The organism is Alteromonas sp. P256 (assembly GCF_036864455.1).
GTDB lineage: Bacteria > Pseudomonadota > Gammaproteobacteria > Enterobacterales > Alteromonadaceae > Alteromonas.
In genome coordinates this window covers 242,072-261,489 of the sequence record NZ_JAZETM010000001.1, presented here as the reverse complement: position 1 = coordinate 261,489, position 19,418 = coordinate 242,072, and the positions used below count along the sequence as shown (strand labels likewise).

General features: G+C 45.9%; 19 protein-coding genes. All 19 read left to right on the top strand.

All coding sequences use genetic code 11. The annotated features are described in order from the left end of the window. Positions 1 to 4 precede the first annotated feature (4 nt). The 19 genes from fliF to cheY all read left to right on the top strand — a co-directional run bounded on the left by fliF (position 5) and on the right by cheY (position 19,384). Positions 5 to 1,699 carry a flagellar basal-body MS-ring/collar protein FliF gene (fliF, locus tag V7R39_RS01135; RefSeq protein WP_334027340.1) on the top strand — a complete coding sequence of 565 codons (1,695 nt, stop codon included), beginning with the start codon at positions 5 to 7 and terminating at the stop codon, positions 1,697 to 1,699. A gap of 12 nt (positions 1,700 to 1,711) precedes the next feature. After that, a complete protein-coding gene (gene fliG / locus V7R39_RS01130) occupies positions 1,712 to 2,752 on the top strand; it encodes a flagellar motor switch protein FliG (RefSeq protein ID WP_032094402.1) in 1,041 nt (346 codons plus the stop codon). Positions 2,753 to 2,813: 61 nt separating this feature from the next. Further along, the gene (gene fliH / locus V7R39_RS01125; RefSeq protein ID WP_334027338.1) at positions 2,814 to 3,596 is read left to right on the top strand and encodes a flagellar assembly protein FliH; all 783 of its coding nucleotides are present in this window, start codon (positions 2,814 to 2,816) and stop codon (positions 3,594 to 3,596) included. After that, positions 3,589 to 4,917: a flagellar protein export ATPase FliI gene (fliI, locus tag V7R39_RS01120; protein ID WP_334027336.1), complete on the top strand. Its 1,329-nt coding sequence runs from the start codon at positions 3,589 to 3,591 to the stop codon at positions 4,915 to 4,917. The genes fliH and fliI overlap by 8 nt, the downstream gene beginning before the upstream one ends. Continuing rightward, positions 4,917 to 5,363: a flagellar export protein FliJ gene (fliJ, locus tag V7R39_RS01115; RefSeq protein WP_032094405.1), complete on the top strand. Its 447-nt coding sequence runs from the start codon at positions 4,917 to 4,919 to the stop codon at positions 5,361 to 5,363. Before fliI ends, fliJ begins: the two co-directional genes overlap by 1 nt. A gap of 370 nt (positions 5,364 to 5,733) precedes the next feature. Next, positions 5,734 to 7,902: a flagellar hook-length control protein FliK gene (locus tag V7R39_RS01110; RefSeq protein WP_334027334.1), complete on the top strand. Its 2,169-nt coding sequence runs from the start codon at positions 5,734 to 5,736 to the stop codon at positions 7,900 to 7,902. A gap of 186 nt (positions 7,903 to 8,088) precedes the next feature. Next, entirely contained in the window at positions 8,089 to 8,625 is a 537-nt protein-coding gene (fliL, locus tag V7R39_RS01105) for a flagellar basal body-associated protein FliL (RefSeq protein ID WP_334027332.1), read from the top strand. A 39-nt stretch (positions 8,626 to 8,664) separates the two neighbouring features. Further along, positions 8,665 to 9,726, top strand: coding sequence for a flagellar motor switch protein FliM (gene fliM / locus V7R39_RS01100; protein WP_032094408.1), 1,062 nt, complete (start codon positions 8,665 to 8,667; stop codon positions 9,724 to 9,726). Positions 9,727 to 9,742: 16 nt separating this feature from the next. Then, entirely contained in the window at positions 9,743 to 10,150 is a 408-nt protein-coding gene (fliN, locus tag V7R39_RS01095; RefSeq protein WP_163105282.1) for a flagellar motor switch protein FliN, read from the top strand. Positions 10,151 to 10,178: 28 nt separating this feature from the next. After that, complete coding sequence (fliO, locus tag V7R39_RS01090; protein ID WP_334027329.1) at positions 10,179 to 10,613, top strand: flagellar biosynthetic protein FliO; 435 nt, start codon at positions 10,179 to 10,181, stop codon at positions 10,611 to 10,613. A gap of 4 nt (positions 10,614 to 10,617) precedes the next feature. Further along, complete coding sequence (fliP, locus tag V7R39_RS01085; protein WP_163105284.1) at positions 10,618 to 11,376, top strand: flagellar type III secretion system pore protein FliP; 759 nt, start codon at positions 10,618 to 10,620, stop codon at positions 11,374 to 11,376. 8 nt (positions 11,377 to 11,384) lie between these two features. Next, positions 11,385 to 11,654: a flagellar biosynthesis protein FliQ gene (gene fliQ / locus V7R39_RS01080; RefSeq protein WP_032094412.1), complete on the top strand. Its 270-nt coding sequence runs from the start codon at positions 11,385 to 11,387 to the stop codon at positions 11,652 to 11,654. Positions 11,655 to 11,750: 96 nt separating this feature from the next. After that, positions 11,751 to 12,530: a flagellar biosynthetic protein FliR gene (fliR, locus tag V7R39_RS01075; protein ID WP_287010161.1), complete on the top strand. Its 780-nt coding sequence runs from the start codon at positions 11,751 to 11,753 to the stop codon at positions 12,528 to 12,530. Positions 12,531 to 12,580: 50 nt separating this feature from the next. Continuing rightward, positions 12,581 to 13,705 (top strand): flagellar biosynthesis protein FlhB, encoded by a 1,125-nt coding sequence (gene flhB, locus V7R39_RS01070; RefSeq protein ID WP_334027325.1) that lies wholly within the window; start codon positions 12,581 to 12,583, stop codon positions 13,703 to 13,705. Between the two features lie 103 nt (positions 13,706 to 13,808). Then, on the top strand, positions 13,809 to 15,908 hold the full coding sequence (gene flhA, locus V7R39_RS01065) for a flagellar biosynthesis protein FlhA (RefSeq protein ID WP_334027323.1): 2,100 nt from the start codon (positions 13,809 to 13,811) through the stop codon (positions 15,906 to 15,908). Between the two features lie 29 nt (positions 15,909 to 15,937). Next, the gene (gene flhF / locus V7R39_RS01060; protein WP_334027321.1) at positions 15,938 to 17,365 is read left to right on the top strand and encodes a flagellar biosynthesis protein FlhF; all 1,428 of its coding nucleotides are present in this window, start codon (positions 15,938 to 15,940) and stop codon (positions 17,363 to 17,365) included. 5 nt (positions 17,366 to 17,370) lie between these two features. Further along, on the top strand, positions 17,371 to 18,237 hold the full coding sequence (locus V7R39_RS01055; RefSeq protein ID WP_163105290.1) for a MinD/ParA family protein: 867 nt from the start codon (positions 17,371 to 17,373) through the stop codon (positions 18,235 to 18,237). After that, positions 18,234 to 18,965, top strand: a complete 732-nt coding sequence (locus tag V7R39_RS01050; RefSeq protein WP_334027318.1) for an RNA polymerase sigma factor FliA — start codon at positions 18,234 to 18,236, stop codon at positions 18,963 to 18,965. The genes V7R39_RS01055 and V7R39_RS01050 overlap by 4 nt, the downstream gene beginning before the upstream one ends. Positions 18,966 to 19,000: 35 nt before the next feature. Next, on the top strand, positions 19,001 to 19,384 hold the full coding sequence (gene cheY, locus V7R39_RS01045; protein ID WP_013785088.1) for a chemotaxis response regulator CheY: 384 nt from the start codon (positions 19,001 to 19,003) through the stop codon (positions 19,382 to 19,384). Positions 19,385 to 19,418: the final 34 nt, after the last annotated feature.

Here is a 19,418-nt window from a genome sequence, read left to right as displayed (position 1 = left end):
AGTTATGGCTGAGGCAACAGGCACAAATTTATCTGTCCCCGACCAAGGGAATGGAATGGATAATGAGCCGGAAAATAAATCAGGCTTTATGGACACCCTAGGCAGCGCCGACATGATGCGTCAAATGGCATTGGTCGTTGTGTTAGTTATCTGTGTAGCCATCGCTGTTTTTATTCTTATTTGGTCACAAGAGGCAGATTATCGGCCGTTAGCCAAAATGGAAACTCAAGAGTTAATCGAAACCCTTGATTACATGGACGCTAACCAAATTGATTATAAGTTGGAAGGTAACACGGTATACGTTAGAACCGATGAGTTTCAAACCATCCGCCTCGGCATGACGCGACAAGGCCTAAACAATCCTACTGATACCGGCACAGACATTATCATGCAGGACATGGGATTTGGTGTGAGCCAGCGGGTTGAAATGGAGCGTCTAAAGCATGCTAGAGAGCAGCAGATTGCATCAACCATTCAGGATATGTCGAGCATTAAAAAAGTGCGTGTTTTGCTGGCTATGCCAAAAGAAAATGTGTTCGCGCGAAGAGAGAAAAAAGCGTCGGCCACGGTAGTATTAACTGCTAAGCGAGGCTCAGTCATTACTGGTGAGGAAGTTGACGCAGTAGTGGATATTGTTGCATCAGCAGTACAAAATCTCGACCCATCAAAGGTAACAGTCACCGACAGCAATGGCAGATTACTCAATTCGGGCTCGCAAGACTCATTGAGTGCACGGGCTCGAAAAGAGTATGAAATTGAGCGCCAACGTGAGCAAGAATATTTAGAAAAAATCGATGCCATACTTATCCCGGTATTGGGCATTGGTAATTATACTGCTCAAGCAGATGTATCGATGGATTTTACTGCGATGGAGCAAACCCAGCGTAGCTACAATCCAGATTTACCTGCAGTACGAAGTGAGATGATTGTAGAGGAAAATAGCGTTGGCGGCGGTGTAGGCGGTATTCCAGGTGCGCTCTCCAATCAGCCCCCGCTAGACTCTAACATTCCAGAAAATGCGACCGGTGCGGCAAGCCAAACTATGCCAGGGCGCACGGCAAAAGAATCCACGCGTAACTATGAACTGGACACCACAATCAGCCACACTAAAAAACAATCGGGCGTAATCCGCAGGTTAAGCGTTTCTGTGGCGATAAACTACACACAAGTAGCGGGTGAAGACGGTACCATGACGCCATCACCTCGCAAACAAGAAGAAATACTCAATATTCGCCGACTGTTGCAAGGTGGCGTAGGCTTTGATGTCACGCGGGGAGATTCTCTTGAAGTGGTTAGCGTGCCCTTCATGCGTATGGATACGGGAGAAGTCGAAGATATTCCATTTTGGAAAGACCCTGAGCTTCTGCCTATAATCAAGCTCATCATCGGTGGATTGGTTATAATAGTGCTTATCATCTTTGTCATCCGCCCAATGTTACGTCGCTTGATTAATCCAGACGAAACGAAAGAAGTTGACGATTTCGATGCCGACGAAGGCTTAGATTTAGGCGACGATACCATTAGCATGCTGTCGACAGATTTCGACGAGGGTCAAGTTGGCTTTGCCGCAGATGGGTCGCTTATGTTACCAGACTTACACAAAGACGAAGATGTATTAAAAGCCGTGCGCGCCTTAGTTGCGAACGAACCAGAATTGTCAGCCCAAGTTGTGAAGGGCTGGTTGATGCAAGACGAGTAGTGAGAAAATATTATGGCTGAAGAACTTGCCAACGTTGAAGACCAGTCCTACGACGTCAGTAAATTAGAAGGCGTTGAAAAGGCAGCAATATTGCTTTTGAGCTTGTCTGAAGAAGATGCCGCGCAAATACTTAAGCACTTAGAGCCAAAGCAGGTACAAAAGCTCGGCAGTGAGATGGCGAAAGTCGATGATATGACACAAACCAAAATCACGGCGGTGCACAAGCATTTCATTGAAGAGATTCAAAACTACAGTACCATTGGCTTTCAAAGCCAAGACTTTGTTAAGCGAGCACTTACTGCGGCCCTTGGCGAAGATAAAGCGGCGAACCTTATCGATCAAATACTCATGGGAAGTGGTGCGAAAGGCCTCGATTCACTTAAATGGATGGATTCCAAGCAGGTGGCCAGCATTATTCGAAACGAGCACCCGCAGATACAAACTATTGTATTGTCTTATCTAGAGCCGGAACAAAGTGCAGAGATTTTGGCCCAGTTCCCAGAGAAAGTGCGGTTAGACCTCCTTATGCGAATTGCTAATCTTGAAGAAGTTCAGCCAGCAGCATTGCAAGAGCTCAACGAAATTATGGAGAAACAGTTCGCGGGTCAAGCTGGAACACAAGCCGCGAAAATGGGCGGCTTGAAGTCTGCAGCCAATATCATGAACTACCTAGATACCTCCATTGAAGGGCAGTTAATGGATGCAATTCGCGAGCAAGACGAAGAAATGAGTCAGCAAATTCAAGACTTGATGTTTGTCTTCGATAACCTCATTGACGTTGATGACAAAGGCATTCAGGCTATTCTTCGAGAGGTGCAGCAAGACGCACTTCTCAAGTCGATTAAAGGTGCAGATGAAGAGCTTAAAGACAAGATCATGCGCAACATGTCAAAACGTGCGGCCGAAATGCTTAACGATGATCTTGAGGCGCTTGGTCCAGTGCGTATCTCTGAAGTTGAAGTGGCGCAGAAAGAAATTCTTTCAGTGGCCCGTCGACTTTCTGACTCTGGCGAAATTATGCTTGGCGGCGGTGGCGGCGAAGAGTTCTTGTAATAGTGCCTTTAAATACTGATTTGCCTTTAAATGCTGTTGCCTTCAAATACTGGGAAAAATGATGTCTACGAACAAAGGTTTTAGTGAAAGCGAAGTAAGCGATGCTAAGAAATGGGACCTGCCATTTGTAGAAGATGCCAGTGCTAAAAAAAATGACGGTACGACTAACGCATTAAACCGTCGCTCAGACTGGAAGTATGAGCCCCCTGAAGAAGTAGAAGAAATTTCTCCGCCAACCGCGGATGAAATTGAGGCTATTCGTCAAGCAGCATTTGATGAGGGGATGAGCGATGGAAAGGCCGCCGGCTATGAAGAAGGAAAAGCCCAAGGGCTAGAGGAAGGATTTAACGAGGGCCGTGAAAAAGGCCACGCAGAAGGGTTAGCCCAAGGCCTAGAAGAGGGGCAGTCTCAAATAGCGACGCAAACCGAGCAGTGGCAGATGCTCGTTGATAAGTTACATGACCCACTCTCTCAAGCTAACGATGAAACCCGCGACCAGCTAGTAAAGCTGGCGGTTACCCTTGCCAAAGCCGTCATTAAAACTGAAATTGATACCAACAAAAGCGTAATCATACAGGCGCTCAGCGAGGGTATAAAAGCGCTTCCCATCAATCAAAATGAATACCAAATACATTTACACCCTGACGATATCACTATTGTAAACGAGCATTTTTCTGAAGAGGAAGTAGAAAAAAAAGGGTGGAATTTAGTCGCCGCGTCTAACATGGAGCGAGGTGGCTGCGACATCGTGACAGCGCAAAATGCAGTGGATGTTTCTGTTGAACGACGTTGCCGAGAGGTCATTGAGCGGTTCCTTCTAAACCAGGGGTTAAGTGATGACTAGCCCATGGCACAATCACTTTGAGTCACTGACTAAGCAGGTGGCGTCAGTACCAATTGTTGCGGCGGGTAAACTGGTTCGCGGTATTGGTTTAACCTTGGAAGCGGTTGGATGCCAACTTCCCGTTGGTAGCCAATGCCTAGTGCAAACCATTGAAGGCGAAATTGAAGCGGAAGTAGTCGGGTTTGGCGATGACATTACGTATTTAATGCCTACCGAAGCGGTAAGAGGTATTGTTCCTGGCAGTAGAGTGATGCCATTAAATCGACAGGGCGGTTTACCCGTGGGAATGGGGCTATTAGGCAGAGTGGTAGATGGCAACGGCCAGCCGTTAGATGGCCTTGGTGAAATTGAGGCTGAACATCGCGCACCTACTACCCGTCCGCCGATGAACCCACTCATAAGGCGACCTATTAATGCTGCTATGGATGTGGGCGTTCGCGCCATTAATGCGCTTAATACGGTAGGTATTGGACAGCGCATGGGCCTATTCGCAGGCAGTGGTGTAGGCAAAAGTGTGTTGTTAGGAATGATGACAAGAGGCTGTGAAGCAGACGTAGTTGTTGTTGGCCTCGTAGGAGAGCGTGGGCGAGAAGTAAAAGAATTTATTCACGACATCCTGACAGAAGAAGAACGCAAGCGCGCAGTGGTAGTCGCAGCACCAGCAGATACGTCACCGTTAATGCGGCTAAAAGGCTGTGAAACTGCAGTGACTATAGCCGAGTATTTTCGCGACAAGGGAATGAAAGTACTGCTTTTGATTGATTCTCTCACGCGTTATGCCATGGCGCAGCGCGAAATAGCGTTAGCCGTGGGAGAGCCGCCTGCAACAAGAGGGTATCCACCTTCGGTGTTCGCGCGGTTGCCAGCACTGGTAGAGCGCGCTGGTAACGGGAGTGAAAAGCAGGGTTCAATCACGGCGTTTTATACGGTGTTAACAGAAGGCGATGACTTACAAGACCCGGTAGCAGATGCGGCAAGAGCTATCCTCGATGGCCATGTGGTGCTATCTCGTACATTGGCAGACAGTGGCCATTATCCCGCTATTGATATTGAATCGTCCATTAGTCGAGTAATGCCGCAAGTGGTGAGTGAAGAGCATCAATTGATGGCACGGCGTATTCGCCAAGTCTATTCCCAATACAAACAAAACCAAGATCTTATCTCAATTGGTGCATATGCAAAAGGCTCAGACCCGCGTATCGACTTAGCCATTAGAGCAGAGCCAGCTATAAACGCGTTTTTGCAGCAGGGAATGAATCAAGTTTTACCGTATGACGAGAGCCTAGAGAGTATGGCAGCGCTCGCGAAAGGATTAGGATAATGTCGAAGCAACTAGAGCGGTTAGCCGAGTTTGAAAAGGAAAAAGAACAGCGAGAGGCGCGTTTTTACCAACAGGCGCAGCTTAATGTTAATCAGCAAAAGCAAAAGCTTTCTAGTTTAGAGCAATATCGCGTTGATTACATAAAGGGTATCCAACAGACCGGACAGTCTGGTGTTACAGCCACCTATTATCAGCAGCACCTTTCTTTTGTGGGAAAGCTCGATAAGGCATGCGAACAGCAAATGCACATTATTGGTCAGGCGAAAGTGGCCGCCGACCAACGCAAGCAAATGTGGCTGAAACAGCAGCAAAAGGTAAAAGCGGTCACGCTTTTACTTGATAAAAAGCGCATAGCAAAAGAACAAAAAGAGGCAAAAGCAGAGCAGGCCATGATGGATGAGTTTGCTACTCAGCGATTTATTCGCTCTAAGCGTTCGGTTTTCTAACTCCTCTTTACCTTACCCCTTCGTTTTTCAATTACCTTCCTTTTAACGACGCTATTATTTTTATTGGCATATAAATAGCAACACAAAGTATGGTTTGGAACGTTTATTGCTCAAGTTAATTGTTATAATCGTTAAATATGTTATTGGGTATCGCTAGACATCGCTAATCATGGCGAAGAAAGCAAGAAAGACTATTAGGCTTTTACACCGTTGTTAACGCAAATTGCAAGTTGAAAAATACTCTTTTTAAAAAAGAGTGTTCTTAAAATTGCTAACTTTCATGTAGTTACAATGTTTTTTGCGTACAGACAACGATATAACTTTTTACATTACTGGCTTTGCCGGTGAACGTGTAGGACGGTAGAAAATCATGCAACAAGTTGCCGCAAATAAAACAGACATTGCCGCATTACCATTCTCGGCAACTTCCACAGCAAAAGCGGTGGGGACAGGCCTAGACAGTCAAGCGAAAGGACAAAATACCGACGCTTTTAACAGTCTTTACCAAGAGGCAAAGTCTGCTGGCCGTGACTTCGTATTAAATGAAAACGCTCGCAGTGTTGACAATGCGTCTCGCGAAAGTGATACCCGAGCAGAACGTGCCGAAGTGAACAACAAGGGCACGAACGCTAAAGGCCCCGAAAACGCGAATAAACAGTCAAATAATGACTCAATGTTGAAAGATAGCAGTCACAGAGGGTTTGATTTTGATAACGGTAAATCTCCTGTCAATGCATCGGTAACCGTTACTGAAAAAGAATATACAATAGGCGCTGACGGTAACAAAGCGCTTACCAATGAACAGATTTCAAATGAAGAGACCGGTGAACCCGATTGGATAGCACTCGTTGAAGGCATCACTAAAAGTGCATTGGGACAGGCTATCAACGATAGCAGTACTCAGGCTATTAATACCGAGGGAGGCGAGAGCAGCGCCATTGCTAATGCAGCTTCTGAATTAATGTCTCAGTTACAGTCTATGGAAGGGGACGATGTAGCTTCTAATCAAACTCTGGCTGATAAATTAAGTGCATTGAGTGATTTGTTAAACAAACAGATCACTCAAACGGAAAACACTGCAGAGAGCGATGGCACAGATACATTGAGTGAGTTGCTTGCAGCGCTAACAGGCTCAGAGTCATCAGAAGGACTACAAGGTGACTCACCAAACGCTAACCTAGAAGACGCTATCTTAGATGACGCTATCTCGGAAGAGATTAGCAGTGAAGAGAGCGCTCAAAAAGCGTTTTTACTCAGTCTTGCTCAAGATGCACTTCCAACAGCATCCGACAGGCTAAGTAAGGCGCTGTCTAAAGAAAATGCAGGTGAAACCGCCACAGTGCAAACAGACGCCAATATAGACAAGCTGCATAAAGAACTGACTGACGCAGAAGCAAAGAGCCAAGACGCTGTCACACTCCAACAGTTATCTGCATCAAACACGGCAGCAGTTTCTGATATCGATGCTTCAAACCCCAGCATTTCAGACCTAATGGCTTCAGAGGCCGAGCAGAGTCTACTTACCGCTGCCCAGCAGGAAGCCTCTGCAAAAATAGTGGCATCCGCAGCAGCCAGTAATGGGGGAAATGCTAATTCAACGAGCGCTACGTCAACCGTCAATAAGGGTGGAGACAACTCTGTGGCGAGCTCAGAGGCAGCTACCTTAAGCGATGAGTCTCTTTTAATGGCAATTAATAAGTTACCGCCTGAAACAGCGCAAAAGGCGACAGAAGCTTTTGCCGAACGCATGGTTGCCCTTGTGCCAAATAGTCAGCAGCAACAGGCGGTGAAAGCAAATATTATTGCGGGCATTAACGAGTTTCAAAAGCAGGTTGAACAGGGCCATCAGCCTGGCATCGACTTATCAGCAATTGTGGCCGACGCTGCCAAAGAAGCATCACTGACCAGTGACGTATCGGCCGCTCTTAATTCAAGAGTCGATGCCCAAGCCGGGCAGTTTATGCAGTTGATGAATAACGCCCAAAACAGTATCCATCAAGTCATGCAGAATCAATTAGCGCAAGTTGATACAACGATTATTGAGAATAGCCAGCTGCGGTCAGAGGCCTCTAAACCGCAAATGCAGTTTGAGGGCTTTGATAAAGCCGTTAATATTCATAAGCCAGAAGGGCAACAGCAGCTGAACGAAAAAATCCGCTGGATGGTTAACGCCAGAAATACAATGGCAGAGATTCGTTTAGACCCGCCAGAATTGGGCAGTATGCAGGTGCGTGTAAACGTACAGGGCGATGCGGCTAGCGTAAGCTTTATCGTGCAATCCCAGCAGGCTAAAGACGCCCTTGCCGACACTATGCCAAAACTCAGAGACATGTTATCTGAACAAGGTATTGAGCTTGGCGATGCTCAAGTAAGAAAAGATAACTCACAAAACGGTGAAAGTGGTCAGCAACTTGCAGGTCAAAGTGGAAATGGCCAGGGGCAGCGTGGAAATAATGACGCTGAGTTTGATGACGACACTCGAGTGATTGAACAAGCGGTCACAAGAGAAGCAAAAGGCGGTATTGATTATTACGCTTAGCTCTTTTGGCAAGGCGTTTTTTGAGCAAAGTCAGTTTAATACTGCGGGTTTTGACTGAACAGTTGAGCTCATGCAGTGTATATCAGCAAATATCTGCAAATTTTGACTAAGGCAGCATTGCGATTTTTACCTGAAGTCTGATAATACAGGCTTTGTGGTATTAAATAAGATATAGAAGAGATTTCCATGGCAGATGAAGAGTTACAGGTAGAAGAAGGCGGAAAAAAGAAAAGCAAATTGATGCTTATCATCATTATTGCTGTCGTAGTTATCGGCGGTGCGGCCGGTGCTTACTTTTTCCTTTTTGCAGGCAGTGATGAACCTGCAGCAGAACAACTCCCTGAAACAGAGGCCGCAGCTGCTGCAGCGCCAGCAACACAAGGTGGCGGGGCAGAAATTGGAACGGCACTTTATGTGGCTATGCCAAGACCCTTTGTGTTTAATGTTCCCGGCGGAGGGCGTGACCGCCTAGTACAAATCAAAGTGCAGCTGTTAGTACGTGGTTCTGATAACGAAGAGCTTGTAAAAACACATATTCCTTTAATTGAAGGTACGCTGTTACAAACGTTTAGTATGTCAAATGCTGAAGACCTAGTGACTGAAGCAGGCAAAATAGAACTTCGTGAACAGGCTGTCAGCGAAGTTAAAAAAGCGTTGGAAGAGAACGATATAGGTAGCAACGTAGTGGAGCGAGTGTTATTCACTGGCTTTGTGATGCAGTAGCAGTATGCATATTGTGCATGCGATAACGGGTAGAACACTGTGAGCGATTTATTATCACAAGATGAGATCGACGCCCTATTACACGGCGTTGATGACGTGGAAGAAGAAGAGGTTAGCAGCGATGCTGAATCTGGCGCTTCGACGCTCGAGTATGACTTTTCCTCACAAGATCGCATTGTTCGTGGGCGCATGCCAACCCTTGAGATTGTGAATGAGCGCTTTGCTCGCCATATGCGAGTTAGCCTCTTCAACATGATGCGTCGCTCTGCTGAAGTGTCAATCAACGGTATTCAAATGATTAAGTTCGGCGAATACATTCACACCTTGTTTGTTCCAACCAGTTTGAATATGGTGCGTTTTCGCCCCTTGAAAGGTACTGGCCTTATTACTATGGAAGCGCGACTTGTATTTATACTGGTTGATAACTTCTTTGGTGGAGACGGGCGCTATCATGCAAAAATTGAGGGTAGGGAATTTACGCCTACCGAGCGCCGTATCATTCAAATGTTGCTCAAAATAATATTTGAAGATTATAAAGAGGCATGGGCGCCGGTAATGGACGTTTCTTTTGAATATTTAGATTCAGAAGTTAACCCTGCTATGGCCAACATTGTGAGCCCCACTGAAGTGGTGGTGATAAGCTCGTTTCATATAGAGCTTGACGGTGGTGGTGGTGATTTCCACGTATCATTGCCATACTCGATGCTAGAGCCTATTCGAGAGTTGCTCGATGCGGGTGTACAAAGCGACAAAGAAGATACCGACCTTCGCTGGAGCAAAGCACTTCGCGACGAAATTATGGACGTCAAAGTGGCGTTAACCACGCACATGCTTGATGTAGATGTGCCGCTGAGAGACGTGATGGAGTTTAAGCCGGGCGATATTATTCCCGTTGAAATGCCTGAAACTATCACGGTACTCATCGAAGATTTACCCACATTTAGAGCTAAACTTGGCCGCTCAAGAGACAACTTAGCTTTAAAGATTGTAGAGAAAATCGCAAGACCGACTTCTGTGAAGTCTGAGCTGCAATTATTAACCCGTGGCGGGCGCATTATTGATAATGATGCCGAGCTACAAGTACTCGAAGAAGACCTGTAAGGTAAGGGGAGTTCCCATGAGTGAAGACGGTATGGACGATTGGGCTGCAGCCATGGCTGAACAGGCTGATTCAGAAGCAGACCAAGAAGGCGGCGAGAACGAAGACGTTCAGGTTGCCGAATTAGATGAATTAACCGATGATGCGCCAATTACTCAGGAAGAGAAAAAGAAGCTAGATACTATTTTAGATATTCCGGTTACTATTTCGATGGAAGTAGGCCGTAGTCAAATTAGTATTCGAAATCTGCTACAGTTGAACCAGGGTTCTGTGGTGGAACTGGATCGCGTAGCCGGTGAGCCACTAGATGTATTAGTAAATGGCACGTTGATTGCTCATGGTGAAGTAGTAGTAGTTAACGACAAATTCGGTATTCGATTAACGGATGTTATTAGTCAAATTGAGAGAATCAAGAAGCTTAGATAAAACTTCTTACATAGTAAGGGGTTGCGCAATGCTGCCCCTTTTCATTAGCCACGTTGCCAGCGCGCAAACCACTCAGTCGATCACCAATCCCACATCTGTACTGTCAATTTTCCTTTCGTTACTGGTTGTTGTTGGCGTTATTTTTGCGCTTGCTTACATCATGCGTCGGTTTAATGTCACTGCCATGGGCAGCAACCACATGAAGGTGGTGGCGAGCATGGTGGCCGGCACTAAAGAAAAAATAATGGTAATACAGGTGGGCGACGAGCAGCACCTTATTGGTGTTACTAGCCATAATATTTCCCACTTAAGTAAACTGGAAAAAAACTTAGATGTGCCGGTTAAGGGCAAAGCCGGAAATAACAGAGCCGGAAGTAGCCAAGACGCATTTAAACAAAAGCTGGTGGCCGCGATGGCGGGTAAACTGAATCCGCAGGTCGATACTAAGCAAAAGGATAACTAAAACAATGCGAAATCTTGCGTTTCTATTTTTAGCTTTGGTGTCGTTAGCATTGTTTACAGAGCCTGTGTATGCACAGCAGGGCATATCGGCGGTTACCGTGGTTACCAATGAAGATGGCTCTCAAGACTATACAATGACCCTGCAAGCGCTGTTTATTATGACAGCGCTCAGCCTTATTCCTGCATTTATCATGATGATGACGTCTTTTACTCGCATTATTGTGGTGTTGTCTATTTTGCGCCAGGCCATTGGTTTACAGCAGTCGCCCTCTAACCAAATACTCATAGGCGTAAGCCTGTTTTTGTCTATGTTTATTATGGCTCCCGTATTTGAAGAGGTTAACGAGCGCGCGCTTCAGCCATATTTAAATGAAGAGATGACCAGTCTTGATGCGTTAGAGCAAGCGAAAGGCCCCATGCGGGCGTTTATGCTCTCGCAAACACGGGTAAAAGATTTAGAAACTTTCGTTCGCATCGCGGGTGATGAAGATAAGTACGCAGACACCAACGAGGTGCCGCTCACCATACTGATCCCTGCATTTGTCACCAGTGAGCTCAAAACCGCTTTCCAAATTGGCTTTATGCTGTTCATTCCCTTTCTCATTATCGATTTAGTGGTGGCCTCAATTTTAATGGCAATGGGGATGATGATGCTCTCCCCCATGATAGTGTCACTGCCGTTTAAACTAATGCTCTTCGTCTTAGTTGATGGATGGAATCTTATTTTTGGTACCTTAGCCACTAGCTTTGGTATGGGCGTCTAGGAGGACTTATGTCACCAGAAGTCTTTGTTGAAATACTCAGAGAAGCCATGTTCATGGTTATCATGCTTGTGTCTGCGGTTATCGTACCTAGCCTGATTGTTGGTTTAGTGGTTGCTGTATTCCAAGCGGCGACCTCTATTAACGAGCAAACCATGAGTTTTTTGCCTCGCTTGTTGATTACGCTTCTCGCGCTAAGCTGGGGCGGTAATTGGCTTGTTCAACAGCTAATGGATTTCACCTTTCATATGGTTGAAATGATCCCCCAAGTCGTTGGCTAAAAAATGGGGCAGAAGACGATGTTGGCTGAACAGGCTTGTTGAGTAGAAATATATGTGGGGTAAAAAGGTGAGTGAATTGAGAAGCTGGGGTCTCTAGTGGAAGTTGATTTAGCGACAATAAACCAATTTTTGGCCGATTTAATGTTGCCGTTTATGCGAATAAGCGGAATGTTTATCGCCATGATTGGCCTCAGCGCTAAATCTATTCCTCCACAGGTTAGGGCGCTACTGGGTATTTTGCTTGCGTTGATTATCATGCCCATGGTGCCTCCTTCTCCAGTGGATAATTTGGTGAGCGCTGGTACCTTTTTGATCGTTATTCAGCAGCTGCTTATAGGTATCGCCATTGGTTTTATTTCAATGATGGTGTTAAACACCTTCGTTTTAGCCGGTCAGATAATTGCCATGCAGACAGGTTTAGGTTTTGCGTCTATCGTAGACCCTGTGAACGGAATTAATGTACCCGCGGTTGGCCAGTTTTATCTTATTTTAGCGACCTTATTGTTCTGGACCCTCGATGGACATTTGTCCATGATTCAAATGATTGTGATGAGCTTTGAGGCCTTTCCAATTGGTGAGGCATGGTGGACGGGAGAGCAGTTTAAAGGCATTGCTCATTGGGGCGGTTGGATGTTTGTATCTGCCATTACATTGTCGTTAGCACCTATCGTCTCATTGCTGGTGGTAAACCTTGCCTTTGGTGTTATGACGAAAGCGGCCCCCCAGTTAAATATTTTCAGTATTGGTTTTTCTATAGCGCAGATGATGGGGTTACTTATCATCTGGATAACCCTAGGTAACTTTACGGCGCACTTTGAAACGCAGTGGATGCGCGCTCAGCAATATATGTGTGAGCTGTTGCGAATATGTTCTTAGATTTCAGAAATTATGTTGATTTAAGAAATTATGTTGGTTTGAGAGAATAGATGTCAGATTCAGCAGAAAAAACAGAAGACCCCACGGGGAAAAAACTCGAGGATTCCCGAAAAAAAGGGCAGATTGCGCGATCCCGTGAGTTATCCACCACGTTGGTGCTTATTATCAGTGCCGTCATGTTTTTATTTGTGGGAAGTTGGATTGCTGAATCGGTTTTCACACTCACTCGCCGTATGTTTATTTTGTCTCGTGACGAAACCTACGACACCACGCATATGTTAGCTGCGTGGGGAGACGCATTTTCTACTATCAGTGCGCCCGTACTTTTGTATATGGTTGTGGCCATGATTGCCGGTATCTATGGTTCAATTGCCTTAGGCGGTTATAACTTTACATGGAGCGGTGCCAAACCAAAAGCCTCCAAAATTAGCCCAATTCAAGGCTTCAAGCGCATGTTTGGCACGAATGGCTTGGTGGAGTTACTTAAATCAATCGCCAAGGTTATCACTATAATCGGCATGGCGATTGCCGCACTGCTTTTGTTTCAAGATGAAGCCCTGCATTTGGATATGGAACTCTATCCTGGCAACATTTTCCACGCCCTTGATATGCTTAAATGGGCATTTTTACTTCTTGTGTGCGGCATGATCCCTATTGCGCTTATTGATGTGCCTTATCAAATGTATAAGCACAATGAAGAGATGAAAATGACCAAGCAAGAGGTCAAAGACGAGCGCAAAAACGCAGAAGGCGACCCTATGGTAAAAGGACGCATACGCCGTTTACAATATCAGGCAGCCTCCAAACGAATGATGCAAGAAGTGCCCAATGCTGACGTGGTCGTCACTAACCCCACCCATTTTTCTGTGGCGATAAAGTATGACGATAATGGTAACCGTGCTCCCGTTGTTATTGCTAAAGGGGCTGATGAGCTTGCCATGCACATACGAAAAATCGCCACGGCCAATGATGTGCCGCTTATACCATCGCCTATGTTAGCCCGCGCTATTTTTTACTCAACAGAAGTTGACGATGAAGTACCCAACGCCTTGTTTATGGCCGTGGCTCAGGTACTGGCCCACGTCTACCAACTAAAAGCGCATAGAGCAGGAAAGGGCAAGCGTCCTAAGCCTTTAAAACGCGACTTACCCATACCTCCAGAATATCGTCGCTAGAGCATCTTTTATTTTATAAAAAACCTAAAGCTGGCACGTTAGTTGTTATATCTCTATCAGATTAACGTTAAGCGTCAATTTTCTGATAGAGAGACATCCAACGATGCAGTTATCCGGCTATCTTCAGCGGTTCGATAAGAATCAGTTGCAAAACTTCACCAGTGGCTTAGGTGCCCCCATAGTTTTGCTTGCCATTATGGGTATGGTCATTCTACCCATGCCCCCCTTTCTTCTAGATGTGCTGTTCAGCTTCAATATTGCATTGTCCTTGGTCATTATTCTGGTGGCGGTTTTAACCCAAAAGCCTGTCGATTTCGGTATTTTCCCACTTGTATTGCTTATTGCCACGGTATTGCGGCTTGCTTTGAACGTGGCTTCCACGCGGGTTGTGTTGTTGTATGGCCATGAAGGCGGCGACGCTGCGGGTAAGGTTATTGAAGCCTTTGGTGCCGTGGTTATCGGTGGTAACTACGCAGTAGGTATCGTGGTATTTGCTATCTTACTGATTATCAATTTTAAAGTAGTTACCGCTGGTGCGGGGCGGATTTCTGAGGTGAACGCTCGTTTTACCCTCGATGCAATGCCCGGAAAACAAATGGCCATAGACGCCGATTTAAACGCCGGATATATCGACCAAGACCAAGCTCGGGAGCGCCGTGAAGAAATAACCGCAGAAGCAGATTTTTACGGTTCTATGGACGGTGCGTCAAAATTTGTTAAAGGCGATGCTGTTGCTGGCCTGTTTATTATGCTTATCAACATCGTTGGCGGTCTGTTTATCGGAATAATTCAATATAGTCTGTCATTTGGCGATGCGATTGAAATTTATACGCTACTGACTATTGGTGACGGCTTAGTCGCTCAAATACCTTCACTGCTGTTGTCGGTTGCTACCGCGATTATTGTGACTCGTGAGAATGAGTCTCAAGAAATGGGTAAAGAAATTCGCGGGCAGCTTGGCAATAACCAAGCGCTGTATATAGCCTCAGGCGTGTTGTTCGTCATGGGAATTATACCGGGAATGCCCCATATTGCGTTTCTTGGTTTCTCTTTTCTTATTGCTGGTGTTGCTTATTTTCAAACTCACAACGCGAAGAAAAAAGCAGCTGAGCCACAAGTGCCAGACACGCTGTCACGAGACGAGTCAGTCACGCCAGAGGTGAAAGAGCTTGGGTGGGACGATGTACAGCAGGTAGACACAATCGGTCTTGAAGTGGGTTACCGTTTAATACCATTAGTTGATAAGTCCCAAGGGGGCGAGCTATTAACCCGTATTAAAGGGGTACGTAAAAAACTGTCTCAAGAATTGGGTTTTCTCATTCCCCCTGTTCATATTCGAGATAACCTCGACTTAGAGCCCAATACGTACACCATCGCGATGCTTGGCGTTACCATTGGCGATTCAGTGATAAGCCACGATGAAGAGTTAGCAATCAATCCAGGGCAAGTGTTTGGCAAGTTAGAGGGAAGGGCAACAAAAGACCCTGCCTTCGGTCTTGATGCGGTATGGATTAAACCGAACAAGCGAGAGCACGCACAGACACTTGGTTACACCGTAGTCGATGCTGCAACGGTAGTGGCGACCCACCTAAGTCAGCTGCTGACGAATAATGCCTATCAGCTTTTAGGCCACGAAGAGGCGCAGCAGCTTCTCGATATGCTAGCGAAGCAGCACCCTAAACTCGTAGAGGGATTAGTGCCTGACATACTCCCTCTTAGTACGGTAGTTAAAATACTGCAAACGCTGCTGTTTGAAGGTGTGCCAATTCGTGACATGCGAACTATTGTTCAAACGTTGAGTGAGTATGGAACCCGCAGCCAAGACCCAGATGTGTTGGTATCGGCGGTGCGAATTGCCCTTAAGCGCCTAATAGTTCAAGAAATAACCCAAGGTTCAAAAGAGATACCTGTCATAACCTTGGCGCCAGAGTTGGAACAGATGTTGCACCAGTCACTTCAAGCAGGTGGCGAGGATGGCGCTGGTATTGAGCCAGGCTTGGCAGATAAGTTGCAAAAATCACTGCAACAAGCCAGTCAGCAGCAAGAACTTGAAGGAGAGCCCGCAGTGCTTCTTACTTCAGGAATGCTAAGACCGGTGTTATCGCGCTTCCTTAAGTATTCTGTTGTTGGGTTGCATGTGCTTTCTTACCAAGAAGTGCCCGATGACAAGCAAATAAAAATAGTCAGTTCGGTCGGTCAATAATCTGACGCTGGGTGAGTGGAGAGGTTGCAATGAAAATAAGACGATATTTTGGCAAAGATATGCGCGAGGCGTTAAGCCAAGTAAAGGCTGAGTTAGGTAGCGATGCGGTTATCATGTCAAATCGCAAAGTGGCTGATGGCATCGAACTTGTTGCAGCTTATGACAAAGAGCCAGATGCTAAGCTAAATATTAGCAAACCTTCCGGTGCTCCTTCTTCACAAACGTTTCCTAAGCAAAGTGCTACACCGAGTCTTAGCGAGATCATTGGGGATGATGGTCCAGACAGCCTAAAGGCGCTGCTTGAAAAACAACATGGCGCGGGACAGGGTGCTTCAGCAGATGTCATGCAACCGACGTCTGTAAATGCACAGCATGCCAATGATATCGCATCCCACCTTAATTTCTCCGACGCATTCATCGACGAGGTTGAAGAACAGCAACCTGTTGACAGACAGACTGGCCCCAGTGAGTATCAAAGACAAAGCGAAGCATTTCCTTCTCATCAAGCGTCAAGCATTAAAGAAGCGCCAGCGGCGCCCACTGATGAGCTAGCGCAGATAAAAGAAGAGCTGGCATCATTACGAGGGGTACTGCAGCACCAAGTGGCTGACTTAATGGAGGCAAAGCAGACTCGTCAAAAACCCGTTCATCAGTATTTGATAGCACGCTTAACCGATATGGGGCTTAGCAAAGCATTATCTAAGCAACTTATCAGTTACACGCCTTCACACTATAACGAAAGAGATGCTTGGGTTTATCTTCTTAACCTATTGGCTAATCGATTAAATGTAACAGGTAACGATATACTTACCGCACAGGGTGCTGTTGCACTAGTTGGACCAACGGGTACGGGTAAAACAACCACAGTGGCGAAATTAGCCGCTCGCTATGCACAAAAGTATGGCGCAGATTCAGTGGCAATGATCACTATTGATACTTATCGTATTGCGGCGTACGAGCAACTTGCAACCTATGGTAAAATCATTGGCTGTACGGTGAGAAAAGCGCAATCAAGTGAAGAACTTTCAGATTTACTGTTCCAACTTCGTCATAAACGACTAGTATTGATTGATACGGCTGGATTCAGCCAACGAGATAGTCGGTTAATTAAGCAAATAAAGCATTTTGACAACGGTCAGATGCCCGTAGTGAAAAAATATTTAGTCGCGCAGGCAAATACACAATACCCTGCATTACAGCGTATTATTAAGGCTTATGACGACATCGAACTAAGTGGTTGTATTTTCACAAAGTTAGATGAGTGCTATTCTTTAGGAGAGGTACTCAGTGCGGCAGTCGAGTATCAGTTACCGGTTAGCTATGTCACCGACGGTCAGAAAGTACCTGAAGACATTAAGATTGCAGAAGCGAAATCTTTAGTTTCCGCTGCTGCAAAGCTTTATAAAAAATATGGTTTGGATCATACTAGTAATAACAACGATATTAAAACAGCATAAGTAGTATGATTGACGACCAAGCGAGTAGCTTAAGAAAAATGAAGCAATCACGGTTAATCAAAGTTATCGCCGTCACCGGAGGCAAAGGTGGCGTAGGTAAAACAAATATTACGCTTAACACAGCAATTGCTATGGCTAAGCAAGGTAAACGTGTGATGGTTCTTGATGCCGACCTAGGGTTGGCAAACGTAGATGTCATGTTAGGCCTTCGCGTCGAAAAGAACTTATCTCATGTTTTGTCCGGCGAGTGCACGCTAGACGATGTACTGGTTACTGGCCCTCACGGTATCAAAATTGCGCCAGCGACATCGGGAACTCAGTCGATGGCAGAGCTATCAACAACGCAGCATGCGGGGCTGATACGTGCGTTTAGTGAACTTCGCACGCCTATTGATGTGTTGCTCGTCGATACTGCCGCGGGCATTTCCGACATGGTGCTCAGCTTTGCAAAAGCCTCTCAAGACATCATGGTTGTTGTGTGCGACGAACCCACTTCACTCACCGATGCCTACGCGCTTATAAAACTTCTTAATCGCGAGCATGGTGTGTTTCGCTTTAAAGTGGTAGCGAACATGGTGAGGGACGTGCGCGAAGGGCAAGAATTATTTAGTAAACTGAGTAAAGTAACAGGGCGCTTCTTAGATGTTGCGCTAGAATTAGTCGCAACAATACCGTTTGATGAAAATATTCGCCGTGCAGTTAGAAAACAAACTGCTATAGTCGATGCCTATCCAGGCTCACCTGCTGCTGTCGCGATAAGCCAGCTAGCAAATAGAGCGGCATCATGGCCAATACCTGCTCAGCCAGGTGGCCACTTAGAATTTTTCATTGAGCAATTAATTGCAGAAAAAGCAGTAGGGAATCAGCGTTGAATAGTAAGGCGGCAGCTTATCAACAACAAACTGATAAGTCGCAGTTGGTAGAGCGACATGCGCCTCTTGTGAAGCGCATAGCACATCATTTGATTGCGCGACTCCCTGCCAGTGTTCTCGTTGATGACCTTATTCAATCTGGCATGATTGGTTTGCTAGAGGCTGCTCGAAACTTTGACGGTTCTAAAGGCGCAAGTTTTGAAACCTTCGCGGGTATTCGCATTCGCGGTGCTATGTTAGACGAAATTCGCAAAGGTGATTGGACACCGCGTTCGGTGCATAGAAATGGACGTGCCATTACAGACGCCATCTCTCGTGTAGAGGGCGAAACAGGGAGAGATGCAAGAGATATTGATATTGCTGCTAAGCTAAACGTAAGCTTGCAGGACTATCATCAAATGCTCAACGAGGTAAACGCAGGTAAATTAGTTGGGATTGAAGATTTAGGTGTGTCGGAGGATGTGATTACTACCGAGCAAAGCAGAGGTAGTGATGCACCGCTAGAAGACCTTATGCAAGGGGCGTTTCAAAAGGCACTTGCGCAAGCAATCACCACGTTACCGGAGCGAGAAGCGATAGTGCTTTCTTTATACTATGATGAAGAACTGAACTTAAGAGAAATCGGTGAGGTTCTTGATGTAAGTGAATCGAGAGTGAGTCAAATTCACAGTCAGGCCATGTTAAAACTCAAATCTCGAATGAAGTCGTGGCGAGCTGACGAAGAATAGAAATTACAACAATTAACCCCTCACTGGAGGCTATTTTGGATAAGAGCATGAAGATTCTCGTGGTCGATGATTTTTCAACCATGAGACGTATCATTAAAAACCTATTAAAAGATTTGGGTTTCGCAAACATCCAGGAAGCGGACGACGGAAATACGGCGTTACCTATGCTACAGCAAGGTGATTTCGATTTTGTTGTAACCGACTGGAACATGCCAGGCATGCAGGGTATTGATTTGCTTAGAGCAATTCGCGCTGATGACAAGCTGAAGCATTTGCCGGTACTAATGGTAACCGCTGAAGCGAAGAAAGAACAAATTGTTGCCGCTGCGCAAGCAGGCGTAAATGGCTATGTAGTTAAGCCGTTTACTGCAGCTACATTGAAAGAAAAGCTAGATAAAATATTCGAACGTTTAGGTTGATCCAGACGCTCACCAGAGAAACGAGGTTTACTGG

Coding starts and splice junctions, on each gene's coding strand:
- fliI (WP_334027336.1), top strand. CDS start 3,589: ATGACTAGCCCATGGCACAATCACTTTGAGTCACTGACTAAGCAGGTG.
- fliQ (WP_032094412.1), top strand. CDS start 11,385: ATGTCACCAGAAGTCTTTGTTGAAATACTCAGAGAAGCCATGTTCATG.
- fliG (WP_032094402.1), top strand. CDS start 1,712: ATGGCTGAAGAACTTGCCAACGTTGAAGACCAGTCCTACGACGTCAGT.
- flhA (WP_334027323.1), top strand. CDS start 13,809: ATGCAGTTATCCGGCTATCTTCAGCGGTTCGATAAGAATCAGTTGCAA.
- fliF (WP_334027340.1), top strand. CDS start 5: ATGGCTGAGGCAACAGGCACAAATTTATCTGTCCCCGACCAAGGGAAT.
- fliL (WP_334027332.1), top strand. CDS start 8,089: ATGGCAGATGAAGAGTTACAGGTAGAAGAAGGCGGAAAAAAGAAAAGC.
- V7R39_RS01110 (WP_334027334.1), top strand. CDS start 5,734: ATGCAACAAGTTGCCGCAAATAAAACAGACATTGCCGCATTACCATTC.
- fliN (WP_163105282.1), top strand. CDS start 9,743: ATGAGTGAAGACGGTATGGACGATTGGGCTGCAGCCATGGCTGAACAG.
- V7R39_RS01055 (WP_163105290.1), top strand. CDS start 17,371: ATGATTGACGACCAAGCGAGTAGCTTAAGAAAAATGAAGCAATCACGG.
- fliJ (WP_032094405.1), top strand. CDS start 4,917: ATGTCGAAGCAACTAGAGCGGTTAGCCGAGTTTGAAAAGGAAAAAGAA.
- fliP (WP_163105284.1), top strand. CDS start 10,618: ATGCGAAATCTTGCGTTTCTATTTTTAGCTTTGGTGTCGTTAGCATTG.
- flhB (WP_334027325.1), top strand. CDS start 12,581: ATGTCAGATTCAGCAGAAAAAACAGAAGACCCCACGGGGAAAAAACTC.
- fliH (WP_334027338.1), top strand. CDS start 2,814: ATGTCTACGAACAAAGGTTTTAGTGAAAGCGAAGTAAGCGATGCTAAG.
- flhF (WP_334027321.1), top strand. CDS start 15,938: ATGAAAATAAGACGATATTTTGGCAAAGATATGCGCGAGGCGTTAAGC.
- fliO (WP_334027329.1), top strand. CDS start 10,179: ATGCTGCCCCTTTTCATTAGCCACGTTGCCAGCGCGCAAACCACTCAG.